The sequence below is a fragment of the Xenorhabdus sp. SGI 60 genome (assembly GCF_056632175.1).
The window spans coordinates 3,794,386-3,809,164 of sequence record NZ_CP196860.1 but is presented as its reverse complement, the minus strand read 5'-3'; the positions used below and the strand labels follow the sequence as shown (position 1 = coordinate 3,809,164).

Annotated in this window: 14 protein-coding genes and 1 riboswitch; of the genes, 6 read left to right on the top strand and 8 right to left on the bottom strand. The window is 42.8% G+C overall.

The features are described 5' to 3' along the window. The first annotated feature begins 91 nt into the window (after nucleotides 1-91). The gene (gene rraB / locus ACSJJG_RS18010) at nucleotides 92-517 is read left to right on the top strand and encodes a ribonuclease E inhibitor RraB (protein ID WP_481090096.1); all 426 of its coding nucleotides are present in this window, start codon (nucleotides 92-94) and stop codon (nucleotides 515-517) included. An 877-nt stretch (nucleotides 518-1,394) separates the two neighbouring features. On the opposite strand, the gene ACSJJG_RS18005 is transcribed toward rraB, so the two are convergent. The 5 genes from ACSJJG_RS18005 to ACSJJG_RS17985 form a co-directional block, all read right to left on the bottom strand. Continuing rightward, the gene (locus ACSJJG_RS18005) at nucleotides 1,395-2,369 is read right to left on the bottom strand and encodes a methyltransferase (RefSeq protein ID WP_481090095.1); all 975 of its coding nucleotides are present in this window, start codon (nucleotides 2,367-2,369) and stop codon (nucleotides 1,395-1,397) included. Between the two features lie 218 nt (nucleotides 2,370-2,587). Beyond that, nucleotides 2,588-3,361 carry an amino acid ABC transporter substrate-binding protein gene (locus ACSJJG_RS18000; RefSeq protein WP_481090094.1) on the bottom strand — a complete coding sequence of 258 codons (774 nt, stop codon included), beginning with the start codon at nucleotides 3,359-3,361 and terminating at the stop codon, nucleotides 2,588-2,590. Between the two features lie 38 nt (nucleotides 3,362-3,399). Further along, nucleotides 3,400-4,164 carry an amino acid ABC transporter ATP-binding protein gene (locus ACSJJG_RS17995; RefSeq protein ID WP_481090093.1) on the bottom strand — a complete coding sequence of 255 codons (765 nt, stop codon included), beginning with the start codon at nucleotides 4,162-4,164 and terminating at the stop codon, nucleotides 3,400-3,402. After that, nucleotides 4,142-4,849, bottom strand: a complete 708-nt coding sequence (locus ACSJJG_RS17990) for an amino acid ABC transporter permease (RefSeq protein WP_481090092.1) — start codon at nucleotides 4,847-4,849, stop codon at nucleotides 4,142-4,144. The genes ACSJJG_RS17995 and ACSJJG_RS17990 overlap by 23 nt, the downstream gene beginning before the upstream one ends. A gap of 163 nt (nucleotides 4,850-5,012) precedes the next feature. Next, nucleotides 5,013-5,780, bottom strand: coding sequence for an amino acid ABC transporter substrate-binding protein (locus tag ACSJJG_RS17985; RefSeq protein ID WP_481090091.1), 768 nt, complete (start codon nucleotides 5,778-5,780; stop codon nucleotides 5,013-5,015). 245 nt (nucleotides 5,781-6,025) lie between these two features. Between ACSJJG_RS17985 and ACSJJG_RS17980 the strand changes: the two genes are divergently transcribed. Further along, nucleotides 6,026-6,706 carry an AzlC family ABC transporter permease gene (locus ACSJJG_RS17980; RefSeq protein ID WP_481090090.1) on the top strand — a complete coding sequence of 227 codons (681 nt, stop codon included), beginning with the start codon at nucleotides 6,026-6,028 and terminating at the stop codon, nucleotides 6,704-6,706. Continuing rightward, complete coding sequence (locus ACSJJG_RS17975; protein ID WP_481090089.1) at nucleotides 6,703-7,038, top strand: AzlD domain-containing protein; 336 nt, start codon at nucleotides 6,703-6,705, stop codon at nucleotides 7,036-7,038. The genes ACSJJG_RS17980 and ACSJJG_RS17975 overlap by 4 nt, the downstream gene beginning before the upstream one ends. Before the next feature lie 313 nt (nucleotides 7,039-7,351). Here ACSJJG_RS17975 and ACSJJG_RS17970 read toward each other — a convergent pair. From ACSJJG_RS17970 to rppH, 3 genes are all read right to left on the bottom strand, one after another. Next, a protein-coding gene (locus ACSJJG_RS17970) for an IS1 family transposase (RefSeq protein ID WP_223281913.1) occupies nucleotides 7,352-8,049 on the bottom strand; the annotation gives its coding sequence in 2 pieces (ribosomal slippage) (nucleotides 7,352-7,800 and nucleotides 7,800-8,049; 699 coding nt in all). Nucleotides 8,050-8,235: 186 nt separating this feature from the next. Continuing rightward, complete coding sequence (ptsP, locus tag ACSJJG_RS17965) at nucleotides 8,236-10,488, bottom strand: phosphoenolpyruvate--protein phosphotransferase (protein WP_481090088.1); 2,253 nt, start codon at nucleotides 10,486-10,488, stop codon at nucleotides 8,236-8,238. A 9-nt stretch (nucleotides 10,489-10,497) separates the two neighbouring features. Further along, the gene (gene rppH / locus ACSJJG_RS17960; protein WP_481090087.1) at nucleotides 10,498-11,028 is read right to left on the bottom strand and encodes an RNA pyrophosphohydrolase; all 531 of its coding nucleotides are present in this window, start codon (nucleotides 11,026-11,028) and stop codon (nucleotides 10,498-10,500) included. Between the two features lie 116 nt (nucleotides 11,029-11,144). After that, nucleotides 11,145-11,249, top strand: a riboswitch (TPP riboswitch). Between the two features lie 161 nt (nucleotides 11,250-11,410). Here rppH and thiB point away from each other — a divergent pair. Genes thiB through thiQ form a run of 3 tightly spaced genes read left to right on the top strand, consistent with a single transcriptional unit; the run spans nucleotide 11,411 to nucleotide 14,680 of the window. Then, nucleotides 11,411-12,397, top strand: a complete 987-nt coding sequence (thiB, locus tag ACSJJG_RS17955) for a thiamine ABC transporter substrate binding subunit (protein ID WP_481090477.1) — start codon at nucleotides 11,411-11,413, stop codon at nucleotides 12,395-12,397. Then, nucleotides 12,373-13,977 (top strand): thiamine/thiamine pyrophosphate ABC transporter permease ThiP, encoded by a 1,605-nt coding sequence (gene thiP / locus ACSJJG_RS17950; protein WP_481090086.1) that lies wholly within the window; start codon nucleotides 12,373-12,375, stop codon nucleotides 13,975-13,977. The genes thiB and thiP overlap by 25 nt, the downstream gene beginning before the upstream one ends. Next, nucleotides 13,970-14,680, top strand: a complete 711-nt coding sequence (gene thiQ, locus ACSJJG_RS17945; protein ID WP_481090085.1) for a thiamine ABC transporter ATP-binding protein ThiQ — start codon at nucleotides 13,970-13,972, stop codon at nucleotides 14,678-14,680. The genes thiP and thiQ overlap by 8 nt, the downstream gene beginning before the upstream one ends. The last annotated feature ends 99 nt before the right edge of the window (nucleotides 14,681-14,779 follow it).

The following is a 14,779-nucleotide window of genomic DNA, read 5'->3' as shown; positions in this document are numbered from 1 at the left end:
TCTTTTTGAACAGAATTGGATAGATATATCCTTTGTACATAAAAGATGGGAGAATGCAAAACAAGACAGCCAACTGACAGAGGGGATTGGCATGGCAGACCCACATGCTTTAGAAGAACAGTGTGAAGAAACTCGCTTGATCATCGAAGAATTATTGGAAGATGGCAGTGATCCTGATGCACTCTATATTATTGAACACCATTTTTCGGCAGAAAACTTCGATCAACTGGAAAAAGCGGCCCTTGAAGCATTCAGGTTAGGCTATGAAGTCACGGATGCGGAAGAGCTGGAAACCGAAGAGGGTGTCGTTTTGATGTGTTGTGATGTGATCAGTGAAAGTCGTTTAGAGGCTGAATTGATCAACGTACAGGTTGGGCAACTCATCGATCTGGCAGAAAAGATCGGTGTCAATTACGACGGTTGGGGAACGTATTTTGAAGATCCTAACGCGCCTGATGATGAAGATGATGGTGGTGATCTCTTTCCCCCTGAAGACGATGAACCCAGACTCCATTAAGATCTTCGAAAAAGATAGCGTTAAACCCAAATGCCCCACTTAAACCGTGGGGCTGATTTATAACTATAAACGCATAATGCATCATTCGCCATGCCATCATTTTATCCCAGCATCAAAATCAACTGGATGATAATACTAAAATTCAATTTATATTCAGGGACACGGTCTAATAAATATAGCTATTGTTTATCTTCTGTTTATCATTAATGCAATATATTTTTTCTATCTTTAAACATATATTATCCCGCGGGAGTGGTTATGCCTATAGTAATTAAGTATTATGATCCTAATCTAATAAATATATTTTATTTTCGATCGTATCAGCCACAAAAATAAATTTATTGTGGATGATGAGTTTCATGAGATTCATCATCTTGATCGTATTTTTATTTTATGTTTTTGATTTATGAAGTTTTGGATGCGACAACAGGGTTGAGAATACATTTTATGGAATCGGTTTTCCATACTTTTTTAAATTTTATAATGAAAGGACTGTTAGGTGTATCGATAGAGGTTATCAATTTACTCCACTCTATTATTAGTTTTATTATTGCTATCTTTCATCATTCTAAAATTAAGTTCCCAATTAAACTTGGAAAAATACTATATTATTTAATTACAACTCCACGATTCCATGAGGTCCATCATGATAAAAGAATATTGAAAATAATAATACTAATTCTTTCTTGAATACGTTCTCCAGACAGAGGTATTATCGATTACAATATTGCTATTTAGCAAGGGAGTCTATATTTCGGGTTCTCCTCATCATGTCAGTGACTGCTCCCGTTCTTTAAAGGTTGTCGCAAAAGTCACCTTAGTCTTTTGCGACAGGCAATTATTTAATTTCTTATCCAAAATTCAGGTTATTGAGAATTTATTTTTTCATTTCAATAATGTATTGGCTTCCTCCCGTCAGGGAAAAATTCAGGTTGTAGGTATTTGTGATAGAGAGTCCAGCCTGTTTTGCTATAACTTCAAATTCTGATTGATACCGTTCTTTACCTGACAAAAGGATATCCATATGTAAATCAAATGACTCTGCCTCTGCATCATCTTGATCTTTAAGCATATCGATAACATATAAAACGGAATCTTCACCCATTGCTTTCTGGCAATTCTTGAGAATATCAATAGCTTGATTATCTGGCCAATTGTGCAAAACATTTTTTATGCAATAAGCGTCATACCCTGATGGAATAGTGGAAAAGAAATTGCCATCGATGAAAGTAACCTCTTCCGATTCTTGTTTAGTAAAATCATACTGATCCATAACGTGGCATTGGATATGTGGATAATGCATTTTTATATTTTTGGCTAAAGCGCCTGAGCCTCCCCCTATATCAAGGAGTGAAGAAATGCCAGTTAGAGGGATATGCTCAATAATATATTTATTCATTGTATCGGTAATTTTTGTCATTAAATCATCAAAATTTGTTTTGAGTAATTTATTATTTTCATGATTTAAATAGTCAAAAAATTTTGCCTGATGGCTAAGTTCAAAAGCAGATTTTTTGTTTATGTTACTTAAGGATTCACTGTATTTTGACCAAGCGTTCCAGCAGGTTGGACTCAATTCAAGTTTGATATGTAATGTTTCAAGGCTGTCTGGATCGGAGAGTGATGAACATTGCTCAGTAAGGTAAAATTTATCCTCTTTTTTTGTTAATACATTAAGTGATAGCATATAATTTAATAGCCGATGGAATCTATCTTGAGAAACGTTGCATAGTTGAGCCAGTTGTTCCACCGTTTTGCCATCCCGGGGGCTTAAATATAGTGGCGCTTTGCTTTCTACAAAAGCAAACAGTGCGTTAGATTTACGATAAGCCGTGATCATTTCCGATATCATTATTTATTTTCCTTAACTCATTTGTAGGTTATTTTGTTTTCAGTTAAATAAATTGAATTATAAATTTTTATAGTGTTTAGTTAAATGATTTAGTGTATTTAAATATATTAATGGACGTTAATAAATAATGGTGATTTGTGAAGTGTGTTATTTTTTAATATAAATAAGGCGGCCTAATATAATAAAAATGCCCGCCATATTCTCAAGCAAATAAAAATTTATTTAGAAATATCCACGCCAAAATATTTCTCAGAGATACGGGCATACGTACCGTCATCCTTTATCTCTTGCAGGGCCTTATTCACTGCTTCCAGTAACTCAGCATCCCCTTTACGCAGCAAGACGGCTGATTTGCTCGCATCAGTTTGCTGGGCGACAATTTTTACCGGCGCATTAGGGCGCTGTTTTTTGAAGTCAAGGAATGACAGACGATCATTGAGTGTGGCATCAGCGCGTCCGGTAGCGACCAGATCAATGGCCTGATTAAAACCATCTGTACTGACCAGACTCGCGCCGTAAGTGGTTGCCAGTTGCCCGTAATTGCTGGTCAATGATTGGGCTGAACGTTTGTTTTTAATATCCGCGAAGGTTTTAATATCACCGTTATCGTTACGGGTGATCAACACAACCTGAGAAGCCGTGTAAGGAATAGAAAAACTGTATTTCGCTGCCCGTTCTGGGGTAACGCCGACCTGATTGATAACCGCATCAAAACGTTTAGCATCCAATCCGGCAATCAAACCATCCCATTTGACTTCCATAAATTCAGGTTTGACGTTCAAACGTCGGGCGATTTCCCGCGCGATATCGACGTCAAAGCCGATTAATTGATTGCTGGTATCGTGGTAGGTAAAAGGAGGATAAGTGCCTTCCGTGCCGATTTTAAAGACGCCAGCGGCTTTGATGGCATCAAAATCTTTGCCGGCATAGCCAGGAGCAGAAATAGCAAGAGCAGTCGCACTCGCCAGTAATAAATTCAAAACTTTTTTCATCGTGTTTCTCCGAATAAATAATGTACCGTGACTGCTCGCTATATTTCCCAATCCGGTAAGGTTTCTGTCAGAGTTGAGATAAACTCGACTGTTCGAACCTTGCTGGGATGAGTGAAAATGGTTCTTGCCGTGCCCGATTCGATAATTTCACCCGATTCCAGAAATACGACATTATGGGCAAGGTTGGCCGCCAGACGCAGATCGTGCGTTGCCATTAACATGGTGGTGCCTTCTCCGGCGAGTTGTTTCAAAACTGAGACGACTTCTTTGGATAACTCAGGATCAAGCGCCGATGTCGGTTCATCGCATAGCAGCACCTTGGGGGAAGGCGCCATTGCTCTGGCGATTGCCACACGTTGCTGCTGACCGCCCGACAGTGTGGCGGGCCAAACATCCGCCTTGTGGGATAAGCCGACTTTATCCAGCAACGCCAGCGCCCGTTCTCTGGCGCGTTCACGGGACCATTTCTGGACCCAAATCAGCCCTTCCATAATGTTCTCAATCACCGTCAGATGCGGAAAAAGCTGAAAGTTCTGGAATACCATGCCGGTTTGCAGGTTAAAACGCTGGATTTCCCGATGTGGCAGTCGTTCCTTACCGGTAAAGGTAATCTGTTCTTTGCCGATTTCCAGCTTGCCGGCCTGTGGGATCTCCAACAGATTAATACAACGTAGTAAAGTACTTTTGCCGCTACCGGAAGGGCCAATCAGTGCCGTCAGGCTGCCTTCTTTAATGGTCAGGCTAATATTTTTCAGCACCGTCTGTCCGTCGAAACTTTTTTCAATGTTGGTAAGCTGAATCATCTTTGCCTTCCTTATTTTTACTGCTGTTTTGCTGAGTGAATTTCTTTTCTAACCGGACTTGCAGTGCGGATAACACCGAACTTAAAAGGAGGTAGAGAATGGCGGCTTCGGTATACAGGATCAGCGGCTGGTAGGTGACGGCGGCGATGCGCTGTGCCGCCAGAAACATTTCTGGCACGGTAATGACGGAAGCCAGCGAAGTGTCTTTTACCAGTGAAATAAAGGTATTGGACAAGGGCGGAATTGAAACCCGTGCCGCCTGTGGCAGGACGATCCGACGCAGTGATTGCCACCAACTCATGCCGATAGAGTGAGAGGCTTCCCATTGCCCTTTGGGAACAGAAGTCAGTGCGGCACGGATCACTTCTGAGGTATAGGCCCCCACATTCAGGGTAAAGCCGATAACGGCGGAGGTGAACGCTTCCAACGTAATACCTACGCTGGGCAGGGCGTAGAAGATCAGGAATAGCTGTACCAGCAGAGGCGTACCACGAATCAACCAGACGTAAAACCGAACGACAGCAACCAGTGGCTTAGGGCCATACAACCTGATGAGTGCAACGAAAAACCCCAATGAGATCCCCAGTACGAATGTTATCAGAGTGAGGGGAATAGTGAACGTCAGGCCGGCGTAAATCATCGGCCATAGGGAATCAAACGCTAAATTGAGCCATGATGGGGTCATAAAACCTTCCTGATAGAGATTAAAAATATATTTATTTTTTATAGGGTTGTTTTAATGATGATATGGCAAGAAAAGATGAACGTTATATACAATAAAGTTATAGCTTAGAACCTAAGATTTATTTTAAAAGCCTATTCCGTTAGGCTCCTATTTTCATTACTGGTTAGTCGCTTTCAGCGAAATATTTATCCCAAATACGTTGATAAGTCCCATCCGCTTTTATCTCAGTAATCGCTTTATCTATTGCAGTTTTTAATTCAGTATCGTTTTTACGCAATAGCACGGCGGTTTGTGCTGCCTGGGTATCTGCGGCAACAATTTTTACCGGTGCCGCCGGACGATGTTTTTTGTAATCGAGGTAAGAAAGTTTATCGTTAATTGTCGCATCTGCGCGGCCTGTGCTCACCAGTTCTATTTCCTGATTGAAACCATTAGTGCCGATAATGTCGGCGCCATAATGTCTGGCGATTTGGGCAAAGTTATTAGTCAGGGTATGCGCCGATTTTTTCCCTTTTAAATCGCTGAACGTCTTAATATCGTTGTTATCTTTGCGGGTAATCAGTACGGCTTTTGAAATAACGTAGGGCAGGGAGAAACGGTATTTCTTCTCGCGCTCCGGTGTAATGGCAATCTGGTTCATCACGGCATCGAAACGTCCGGCATCAAGTCCACCAATCAAACCATCCCATTTACTTTCAATAAATTCAGGTTTCACTTTCATGTGTAATGCAATTTCGCGGCCGATTTCCACATCAAATCCGGTCAGTTTCCCAGAGGCATCATGATAACTGAATGGAGAATAGGCACCTTCGGTTCCGATCCTGAATATCCCCGTGGATTGAATGTTATCCAGGGTGGATTGTGCATAGGAAAGAGAGATGCCCCCTAACTGGATAATACCCGCTAATAATATATTCAATATGGCTTTCATGCTATTTCTCCGAGAGGGAATTATTTTTTTAAATTATTTCCACTATAGCGGTAATATCATTGGCCTTATATATAAAATAAAGTTATATCATATCCTGATGTCATGGATAATAAATTGGGGTTATCTTGGTTTTCTATTGATTATTATTTAATGATATTTATCATAAAATACATTAACTTCTCCGTTACCCTAAATATAACGCTAACTATAGGTGCCAAGTGTTGAATTCACTCTTTAGGAAAGGCATGGTTGATTCTTTGCCTGTTTGTATCTCATTTTTCTTTATTTTTACCTCGATGGGTGCGCTTTATCAGAGTCATGGTGTTCCATTAATGGAAACGTTGGTTGGCTCATTGTTGATATATGCTGCACCGTTACAAGTGGCGGCGGTAGGTTATCTGGCTGATGGGGCGATACTTTCTGTTATCGTTCTGGCATTGCTGATTAACTTTCGCTTTTTCTTAATGGCGATGGTGATGTCACAATATTTTCGTGGCGTGCCTAAACAACATGTTTTGTTGTCAATGCTGGGATTTAGTGCCAGTACTTATACGGTGACCCATTCACATCTCTCTGCGGAAAATATCACGGATGGGAAATCCCAGTTTCATTTTTATCTGGGCGTTGCTGTACCCTGTTTTGTGATTACTTTCTGTGCCACGTTGTTAGGATATGTTTCGGCAGAGCATCTAAATTATGAATCCCTTTCGCTGTTCCTCGTGATGTTGGTTCCGATTCATTTTGCGTCTCTGACTGCCAGGCGTTCGGGCAAGGATATGTCTGTTCTGGCAACGGTCATGGGCGGGTTGTGCGCACCGTTATTGAATGAAGTGGATATGAAATTAATGGATCTGGCAGTCCCTGTTTTATGTGGGATCGTGATTGCACTAATTGAGCGGAAAATCAGAAAGGATAGAACATCATGATGCTGCTGATTGTATTGATGGGATTGATAAGTTTCATATTAAGGGCGGCCCCTTTTTTGATGAATAATAATCGCTTGTTCAAAGGAAAGAGTTTGCTGGTTACTGCTCTGGATTATGCCATCTGTTTTATTCTTGGGACGATTATCGTCAATATTTCACTGAATAATTTATCGCTTAGTGAATTAATTGAACAGTTTAATATTAGATATGTGTTCGCATTGATTACGGTAGTGTTGGCTTATTTTATCAGTAAATATACGCATTCAATCTTAAAGAGTTTAATATTTTCATTGGGATTTTTTATATTGATGCAGTGGTTATTTTATTCCTGAGATGGTATCTGAGTTTTGATTAAACTGTCACCAAGATATTCATTTCTAAGTTGGTAATATTTAGTGACAGTTTATTCTTTTTAAAGCAATAAAAAATGACAAAATTGCGCATCATCGTGAAACCTAATGCTGTTATGTTATTGGATGGTTATTTTTGCAACCAAATAGTATATCAATCATTGATTTTTTGTTTAATTATTGTATACATTGTTGCCCCTATACTCTAGGCGTCATCGCGAGTTACGGCATGACATCTAATTTAAAAATAAGGAGATATCATGAGCAAATTACAACGTGAGGTCATGATTCCAATTTATTGATAGTGACGAATGTTCAAATAATACCCAATGACTCTGTCATGCATTTCTATGGATTTTGAAAAAGATAAGGTCTTGCGAGTCAGTCTTGCCAAATGCTGACGAAGATTCAGGTTATGCCTCTCTATGCGTTGTGTATAACGCTTGCTGACCACATGCAGTTTACCGGCCAGTATTTTTTCATAACTTCTCCAACCATCTGTCATATAGACCACTATGTTAAAAGGCGCCAGCAAAGCCATCAGACGCCCCAAGGTCCTCTTTGTTCTCGGGCCAAAAACATGGGCGATCACTTTTCGTCTTATCCTGTCGTAGGCATAAAAGAGCCAGCGGGGCTGATTCTTTGACTTCACGTACGACCACTGCTCATCCATTTCACAGCAGACAATCACTTCAGTGCCAGGAGCAATGGTTTCGGTTACCGATTTGGGTTTGAGCTTTTTAAATGGCGAAGAACGGTATTCAGGCCAATTCCCATCACTCGTGCTGTCGCCCGACATCCCATGCCATTCATGGCCATATCGACGATTTGTTTATGTGTACCGGGACGACAAGCGGCATAAGTGAATTCGAGTTGCCAGGAGTGACGGCAGGATTGGCAAAGATAACGTTGCTGACCAGAACGTGAGCGCCCATTACGGTGGATCCCTTTAACTGCACAACAAGAGGGACAGGTCACATCAATCTTTGCCATCTGAATGTTCTCCAAATAGGCATACTATACATGATTCAATAAATTGATGTCACGACCGACCAATAGCATCAAAAAATTCATGTTGAGGCTTTAGCTGATTAATTCCCACATTCCCCCTTAGAGATGCACGATAAAGTGATGGGAACGTTTATTGAGCGTGAATTCTATCTCAGGTAATAAATCTAACTATTGGGAGCATGACCCTCGAATCAAGCCTCCCAAACCCTGTGATTCCATAAATTCGGCTGACAATACTTTTACTTCATGGCTGGTTTCAGCTTTCAAAATCAACTCAATAAGATGCTCAAGTTCTTTGGCATCCAAGTGACGCAATAAATACTTAATACGCGGAATACTGTGACCACTCATGCTCAGGCTACGGTAACCTAAGCCAAGCAATATGAGTGTCTCCATAGGTAAACCTGCCATTTCTCCGCATATGCTAATCGGGAGATCAAGACGCTGGCATTCATCAAAGGCGAATTTCAAGGCCCTAATCACCGCAGGATGCAAATTATCATACAGCGAAGAGACGTGGGTATTATTGCGATCCACCGCAAGCAAGTATTGGGTTAAATCATTCGTGCCAATAGAAACAAAATCAATCCGCTTCTTTAATTGAGGCAGCAAAAAAATGGCAGAGGGAACTTCAAGCATAATACCAACCTGGGGCATTGTGATTGTTTCAGCCAGCGTTTGCTCTACTTCAATTTTTGCTCTCTCAATCAGTTTTCGGGCTTCATCAATTTCTTCAATACTGGTCACCATCGGCAACAGTATTTTTAAATTGCCCGTTTGTGCACTGGCTTTTAGCATCGCCCGCAGCTGAATCAGGAATATTTCCGGTTGATCCAGCGTGATGCGAATGCCTCGCCATCCCAGACAAGGGTTTTCTTCATTGATAGGCATATAAGGAAGTTGTTTATCAGCGCCAATATCCAGGGTCCTCAATACCACTGGCTTTTCAGGAAAAAGTTCCAGTATCTCTTGATAGCGATTTTTTTGCTCATCTTCTGATGGAAAACCGCTATGCAACATAAAAGGAATTTCTGTGCGGTACAGCCCAATGCCATCAATATTGTCTTCTATCTGTCGTTCATGTTTCAAACTCAAGCCCGCGTTGAGCTGCACCAGAACCCGTTCTCCGCTTTTTAGCCGTGCTTGCTTCTGCTGTTCACATTCCGCCAGCTTACTGAGGACCTGTTCCTCCTCAATGATTTGTTGGTATTCTTTAGCAATCAGAGGCGCCGGTTCAATAAAAACCTCTGCGCGATAACCATCCAGAATAAGTGTCCGATTGTGTAATAGCTCAGGCTGGATATCCGCTCCCATGATAGCCGGAATTCCCATCGCACGAACCAATATTGCAGAATGAGAATGAGTCGCGCCATCTCGTACAATCACACCAACCAATTGATCTTGTGGCAACTCAGCCAACAAGTTAGCACTGAGTTCATCAGCAACCAGTATAAAACGCCCCGGCCACTGCCTGATTCCCGTAGCGGAACCACTCAGATGAAACAACACTCGCTGACCGAGCGTCCGCAGATCCGATGCCCTCTCGCGCATATAAAGATCTTGCAAGCTGGCAAACTGTTCAGCATATTTTTCAATCACAGTTTTAATCGCCCATTCCGCTACAAAACCGTTATCAACGGTACAAAACAGATCCCGCTTGAGTTGAGGATCATTTAATAGATGGGAATAGAGATCGAAAATGGCGGCGCTTTCTTTCTGTGAACTGGCAGTAAAGCGCTTGCTAATACGACGGCATTCCGCGGTTGCTTCTTCAAGCGCCAAAGTCAGTCTGGAGCGTTCAGCCTGATAATCCAGCGTCAATGCTTCAGTCACTTGCTCCAACAACGGTTGGGAGCGATCTTGCCATCCCTGTGCCATAACAATGCCATTAGAAATAGCAAACGCCTTAATGCGGGTCTGGCGATACTGGCCGAACAACCCTTTGGTTTGCGCCTGAGCGAGAACAGCAGCAAGTTGCATCGCCAGTGTCACCATGAAAGATTCTTCACTTTCATCAAATAACCGTCGCTCATATTGCTGGACAACGAGTATTCCCTGCAATTGGCGACGATAAATAATCGGTACACCTAAAAAAGCCCGCAGACTTCCTTCTCTTACTTGGGGAATATATTTAAAACTGGGATGATCACGGACATCAGCGAGATTAATTAATTCAGACAAACGCCCAACTTGCCCCACTACGCCTTCATCAAAGGCGAGACTAATTGCTTGCCCCCTGGGTTTTCTCAACCCCTTGGTTGCCATCAGGTAATAACATTGCCGCTGATGATCCGCCAAATAAATAGAGCAGACATCCGTGTTCATTGCCCGGCACGTTTCATTAACCAATAACTCAAGCGCTTCAGATAAATTAGCTGCCATCGCAACCTTTTCAACAATTTCCCGTAAGCGCATGAGCATAGCAATAACCTAACTTTTTCTACGACGATGTAAATAAGGTGAATGGAATAATGAAGCCGACTCCTGCGTTGACATCACAATAAAAGAGAATTCTTTCATCACGCGGCGATAGACATCGCGTTTAAAAGAAACGACCTGCCGGACAGGATACCAATAACTGACCCAACGCCAACCATCAAATTCCGGTGTCTTACTGCGCTGCACATTAATATCCGCTTCATTACACAATAACTGTAATAAAAACCAACGTTGCTTTTGCCCAATACAAACAGGCTTTGTATCCCAACGCACCAAACGCTTGGGTAATTTGTAACGCAACCAACTCCGGGTTGAGGCAAGAACCCGTACATCTTTGCGATTTAAACCAACTTCTTCGAACAACTCGCGATACATTGCTTGCTCTGGTGATTCCCCAGGATTGATACCCCCTTGAGGAAACTGCCAGGAATGCTGCCCATAACGGCGGGCCCACAGAACTTGCCCTTGGCGATTACAAATTACAATTCCTACATTCGGGCGGTAGCCATCATCATCGATCACCAGACTACCTCTCGGTATAACAAATTTAAAAAGATAGCCAATTGTTTCACACTCATCTCGAGCGGTAAACCTCTATGATTAGACTTTGCAGACGTAGCCGAAGTCTCTACAATACTGCTATCTCAACGGGGTACGGCTGTCGCAAAACAGTACTGCTGAGAACAAACCCGTCGAACCTGAACCGGTTAGTACCGTCGTAGGGATTTGAGGCGCTACTCATTGATATAATAGATGTCATTTTCATTTAGCACCTTCTCAGATCCTTTGCTATCTGCTAATAACAAACATTAAGTGATTGATGTATATAATTATCAATATTGCTAACTATTGATATATGCAACTATAGGAGAGCAAAGTGTTTACGAAATTATTTTCCCGCTTTATGGCTATCAGCCTGCTGTCTATTGCTACCAGTGTTTTTGCTCAGACAGGCCAGGCAAAACCTACCCTGACAGTTTATACTTATGATTCATTTGCCTCTGAATGGGGACCAGGGCCTGCCATCAAAAAAGCCTTTGAGGCAGAATGTGGCTGTGAACTGAAACTAGTTGCGTTGGAAGATGGCGTCTCCTTGCTGAACCGTTTGAGAATGGAAGGCAAAAAAACACCCGCAGATATTATACTGGGGTTAGATAACAACCTGATTCAAGCCGCTCAACAAACCGGATTATTCACACCAAGTCACGTCGATACCTCAAAACTGAAATTACCCATTGCATGGCACAACACGACGTTTATTCCTTACGATTACGGTTATTTTGCCTTTATTTACAACAAAAATACCCTGCTTCATCCCCCCAAAAGTATGGATGAATTAATCAATAACCACCAGAATTGGAAGATTATTTACCAAGACCCACGTACCAGCACGCCGGGTTTAGGGCTATTGCTCTGGATACAAAAACTCTATGGCAACAAAGCCGCTCAGGAGTGGCAAAAAGTGGCTCCAAAGACACTCACTGTTACTAAAGGCTGGAGTGAAGCCTATGGCCTGTTTCTGAAAGGTGAAGGGGATATGGTGTTGAGCTATACCACATCACCTGGCTACCACATTATGTCAGAGAAAAAAGATAACTACGCCGCCGCTATTTTCAAGGAAGGACATTACTTGCAAATTGAAGTGGCCGCTCAGGTAACCTCAAGCAAACAGCCAGAACTGGCACAGAATTTTTTGAATTTCATGCTTTCTCCGGCATTTCAGCAAGTCATTCCAACAACCCAATGGATGTATCCTGTCATTGATATCCCTTTACCCGACGTTTTCAAACAACTTCCGGTTCCTGAGAAATCCCTGCAATTCAACGCAGATGATGTGGCAAAACACCGTACAAAATGGATACGTACATGGCAAAGTGCTGTCAGCCGTTAATCGCGGGTTGGTTATTGCCGGGGGTTCTTGCCTCCGGCCTGTTAATGATGGTTGCCCTGTCGGCGTTCGGGGCGCTGTGGTTCAATGCACCTGAAAGCCATTGGCAGACATTTTTGCATGACAGTTATCTCTGGCATGTCATTCTATTCACCTTCTGGCAGGCATTTCTCTCTGCCGTTTTATCGGTAACACCGGCCATTTTTCTGGCTCGGGCACTGTACCGTCGTTGTTTTCCAGGAAAGACTCTCTTTCTGCGCTTATGCGCCATGACATTGATTCTCCCTGTTTTGGTTGCCCTGTTTGGCATTCTCACCGTTTATGGTCAGACCGGCTGGCTGGCGAATCTTTGCCAATGGATAGGCGTTGAATATCGTTTTACACCTTATGGGCTACAAGGCATTTTGTTGGCACATATTTTCTTTAATATGCCAATGGCAACACGGTTATTGCTGCAATCTCTGGAGAGTATTGCTATTGAGCAGCGCCAACTTGCCGCCCAGCTTGGTATGAGTGAATGGCAACATTTTCGTTTTATCGAGTGGCCTTATTTGCGCCGTCAAATTTTACCGACGGGTGCGCTGATTTTTATGCTGTGCTTTGCCAGTTTCGCGACGGTTCTGGCCCTCGGCGGTGGCCCCGCCGCAACGACCATTGAACTTGCCATTTATCAGGCGCTGAGTTACGACTACGATCTTGGTCATGCTGCCCTGCTTGCCTTGATACAACTTTTTTGTTGCCTTGGCTTGGTGCTGCTGAGCCAAAAACTTAAAGGCGCGCTTTCTGTTGGTTATGGGCATCAACAACAATGGCGTAATCCACAGGATTCATGGCTGCAAAAATTATCTGATGGTTTACTGATTGGCATCGCGTTATTGCTGTTACTTCCCCCTTTATTGGCGGTCATCGTGGATGGCCTGAATCGTGATATTTTAGGTGTCTTAAGCCAACCCGCTTTATGGCAAGCCCTTACCACGTCCATCATTATTGCAGTAGGTGCAGGATTGCTGTGTGTTATTTTCACCATGATGTTGCTATGGAGTAGCCGCGAATTACGCTTACGCCATTCCCCGCGCTGGGGACAGGCAATGGAAAGTAGCGGATTGTTGATCCTGGCCATGCCGGGGATCGTCCTTGCCACAGGTTTTTTTCTCCTGCTAAACACAACCATTGGTATACCCCAATCACCTTACGGGCTGGTTATCCTGACCAACGCATTGATGGCGATCCCCTACGCATTAAAAGTATTGGAAAACCCCATGCGCGATCTGGCACAGCGTTATAACCCCCTATGCCGCTCCCTCAATATACAGGGAATACACCGCCTGTATTGGATCGAGCTTAAAGCATTAAAAATGCCATTGGCACAAGCGTTGGCTTTCGCCTGTGTATTATCCATTGGCGATTTTGGTGTGATCGCCTTATTTGGCAATGAAGATTTCCGCACTTTGCCTTATTATCTTTCCCAACAAATTGGGGCATATCGCAGTCAGGATGGTGCCGTGACCGCATTTCTGTTGCTCCTGCTGTGTTTTGTTTTATTCACTGTGATTGAACGCTTACCGAGCCGACGCCATGATTAAACTTGAAAATGTCATTTATACTTATGAACACTTTGCCATGCATTTTAATCTGAGCGTCAAAACCGGAGAGCGCATTGCAATTCTCGGCCCTAGCGGGGCAGGTAAAAGTACCTTGTTAAGTTTAATGGCGGGTTTCCAGTTTCCAGCACAAGGTGATATTTGGCTGGATGGCGAAAACCATACGCATACCCCACCTTCCAAGCGGCCTGTTTCGATGCTGTTTCAGGAAAATAACCTGTTTTCCCATTTAACCATCGCACAAAATATTGGCTTGGGATTGCATCCCGGCTTGCGGTTAAGTGCTGAGCAAGAGAAAACGCTGCAACAGATTGCCTCTCAAGTGTCACTGGAAGAGTGTTTATCACGCCTGCCTGCCCAACTTTCAGGTGGACAACGCCAGCGGGCGGCGTTGGCACGTTGTTTAGTCCGCCACCAGCCGATTTTATTGCTGGATGAACCCTTTTCGGCACTTGATCCGGCTTTACGCAATGAGATGCTGGAATTACTGGATCAAGTATGCAGCGAACGACAAATGACTTTACTCATGGTGTCCCATAATCTTGATGATGCCGCCAAGATCGCACCGCGCTCTTTGCTGATTGTGGATGGAAAAATTTATTATGATGGTGCAACAGAGAAGTTGGTAAGTGGAGAGGCGGCGGAGGCGGTGGTTTTGGGAATAATAATTTTATTATATAACTAAATGTATTAATATTTTTGTATTCAATCTCACTGTCCTTAAAAGTATTTATGAGAATTAAATATGAGTAATTATACAGTTATTTATATATTATGACTTTAT

Excerpts from the sequence above, each read along its gene's own strand:
- rraB (WP_481090096.1), top strand. The coding sequence starts at position 92 with ATGGCAGACCCACATGCTTTAGAAGAACAGTGTGAAGAAACTCGCTTG.
- ACSJJG_RS18005 (WP_481090095.1), bottom strand. The coding sequence starts at position 2,369 with ATGATATCGGAAATGATCACGGCTTATCGTAAATCTAACGCACTGTTT.
- ACSJJG_RS17995 (WP_481090093.1), bottom strand. The coding sequence starts at position 4,164 with ATGATTCAGCTTACCAACATTGAAAAAAGTTTCGACGGACAGACGGTG.
- ACSJJG_RS17990 (WP_481090092.1), bottom strand. The coding sequence starts at position 4,849 with ATGACCCCATCATGGCTCAATTTAGCGTTTGATTCCCTATGGCCGATG.
- ACSJJG_RS17985 (WP_481090091.1), bottom strand. The coding sequence starts at position 5,780 with ATGAAAGCCATATTGAATATATTATTAGCGGGTATTATCCAGTTAGGG.
- thiB (WP_481090477.1), top strand. The coding sequence starts at position 11,411 with ATGGCTATCAGCCTGCTGTCTATTGCTACCAGTGTTTTTGCTCAGACA.
- ptsP (WP_481090088.1), bottom strand. The coding sequence starts at position 10,488 with ATGCTCATGCGCTTACGGGAAATTGTTGAAAAGGTTGCGATGGCAGCT.
- thiP (WP_481090086.1), top strand. The coding sequence starts at position 12,373 with ATGGCAAAGTGCTGTCAGCCGTTAATCGCGGGTTGGTTATTGCCGGGG.
- ACSJJG_RS18000 (WP_481090094.1), bottom strand. The coding sequence starts at position 3,361 with ATGAAAAAAGTTTTGAATTTATTACTGGCGAGTGCGACTGCTCTTGCT.
- thiQ (WP_481090085.1), top strand. The coding sequence starts at position 13,970 with ATGATTAAACTTGAAAATGTCATTTATACTTATGAACACTTTGCCATG.
- ACSJJG_RS17975 (WP_481090089.1), top strand. The coding sequence starts at position 6,703 with ATGATGCTGCTGATTGTATTGATGGGATTGATAAGTTTCATATTAAGG.
- ACSJJG_RS17980 (WP_481090090.1), top strand. The coding sequence starts at position 6,026 with ATGGTTGATTCTTTGCCTGTTTGTATCTCATTTTTCTTTATTTTTACC.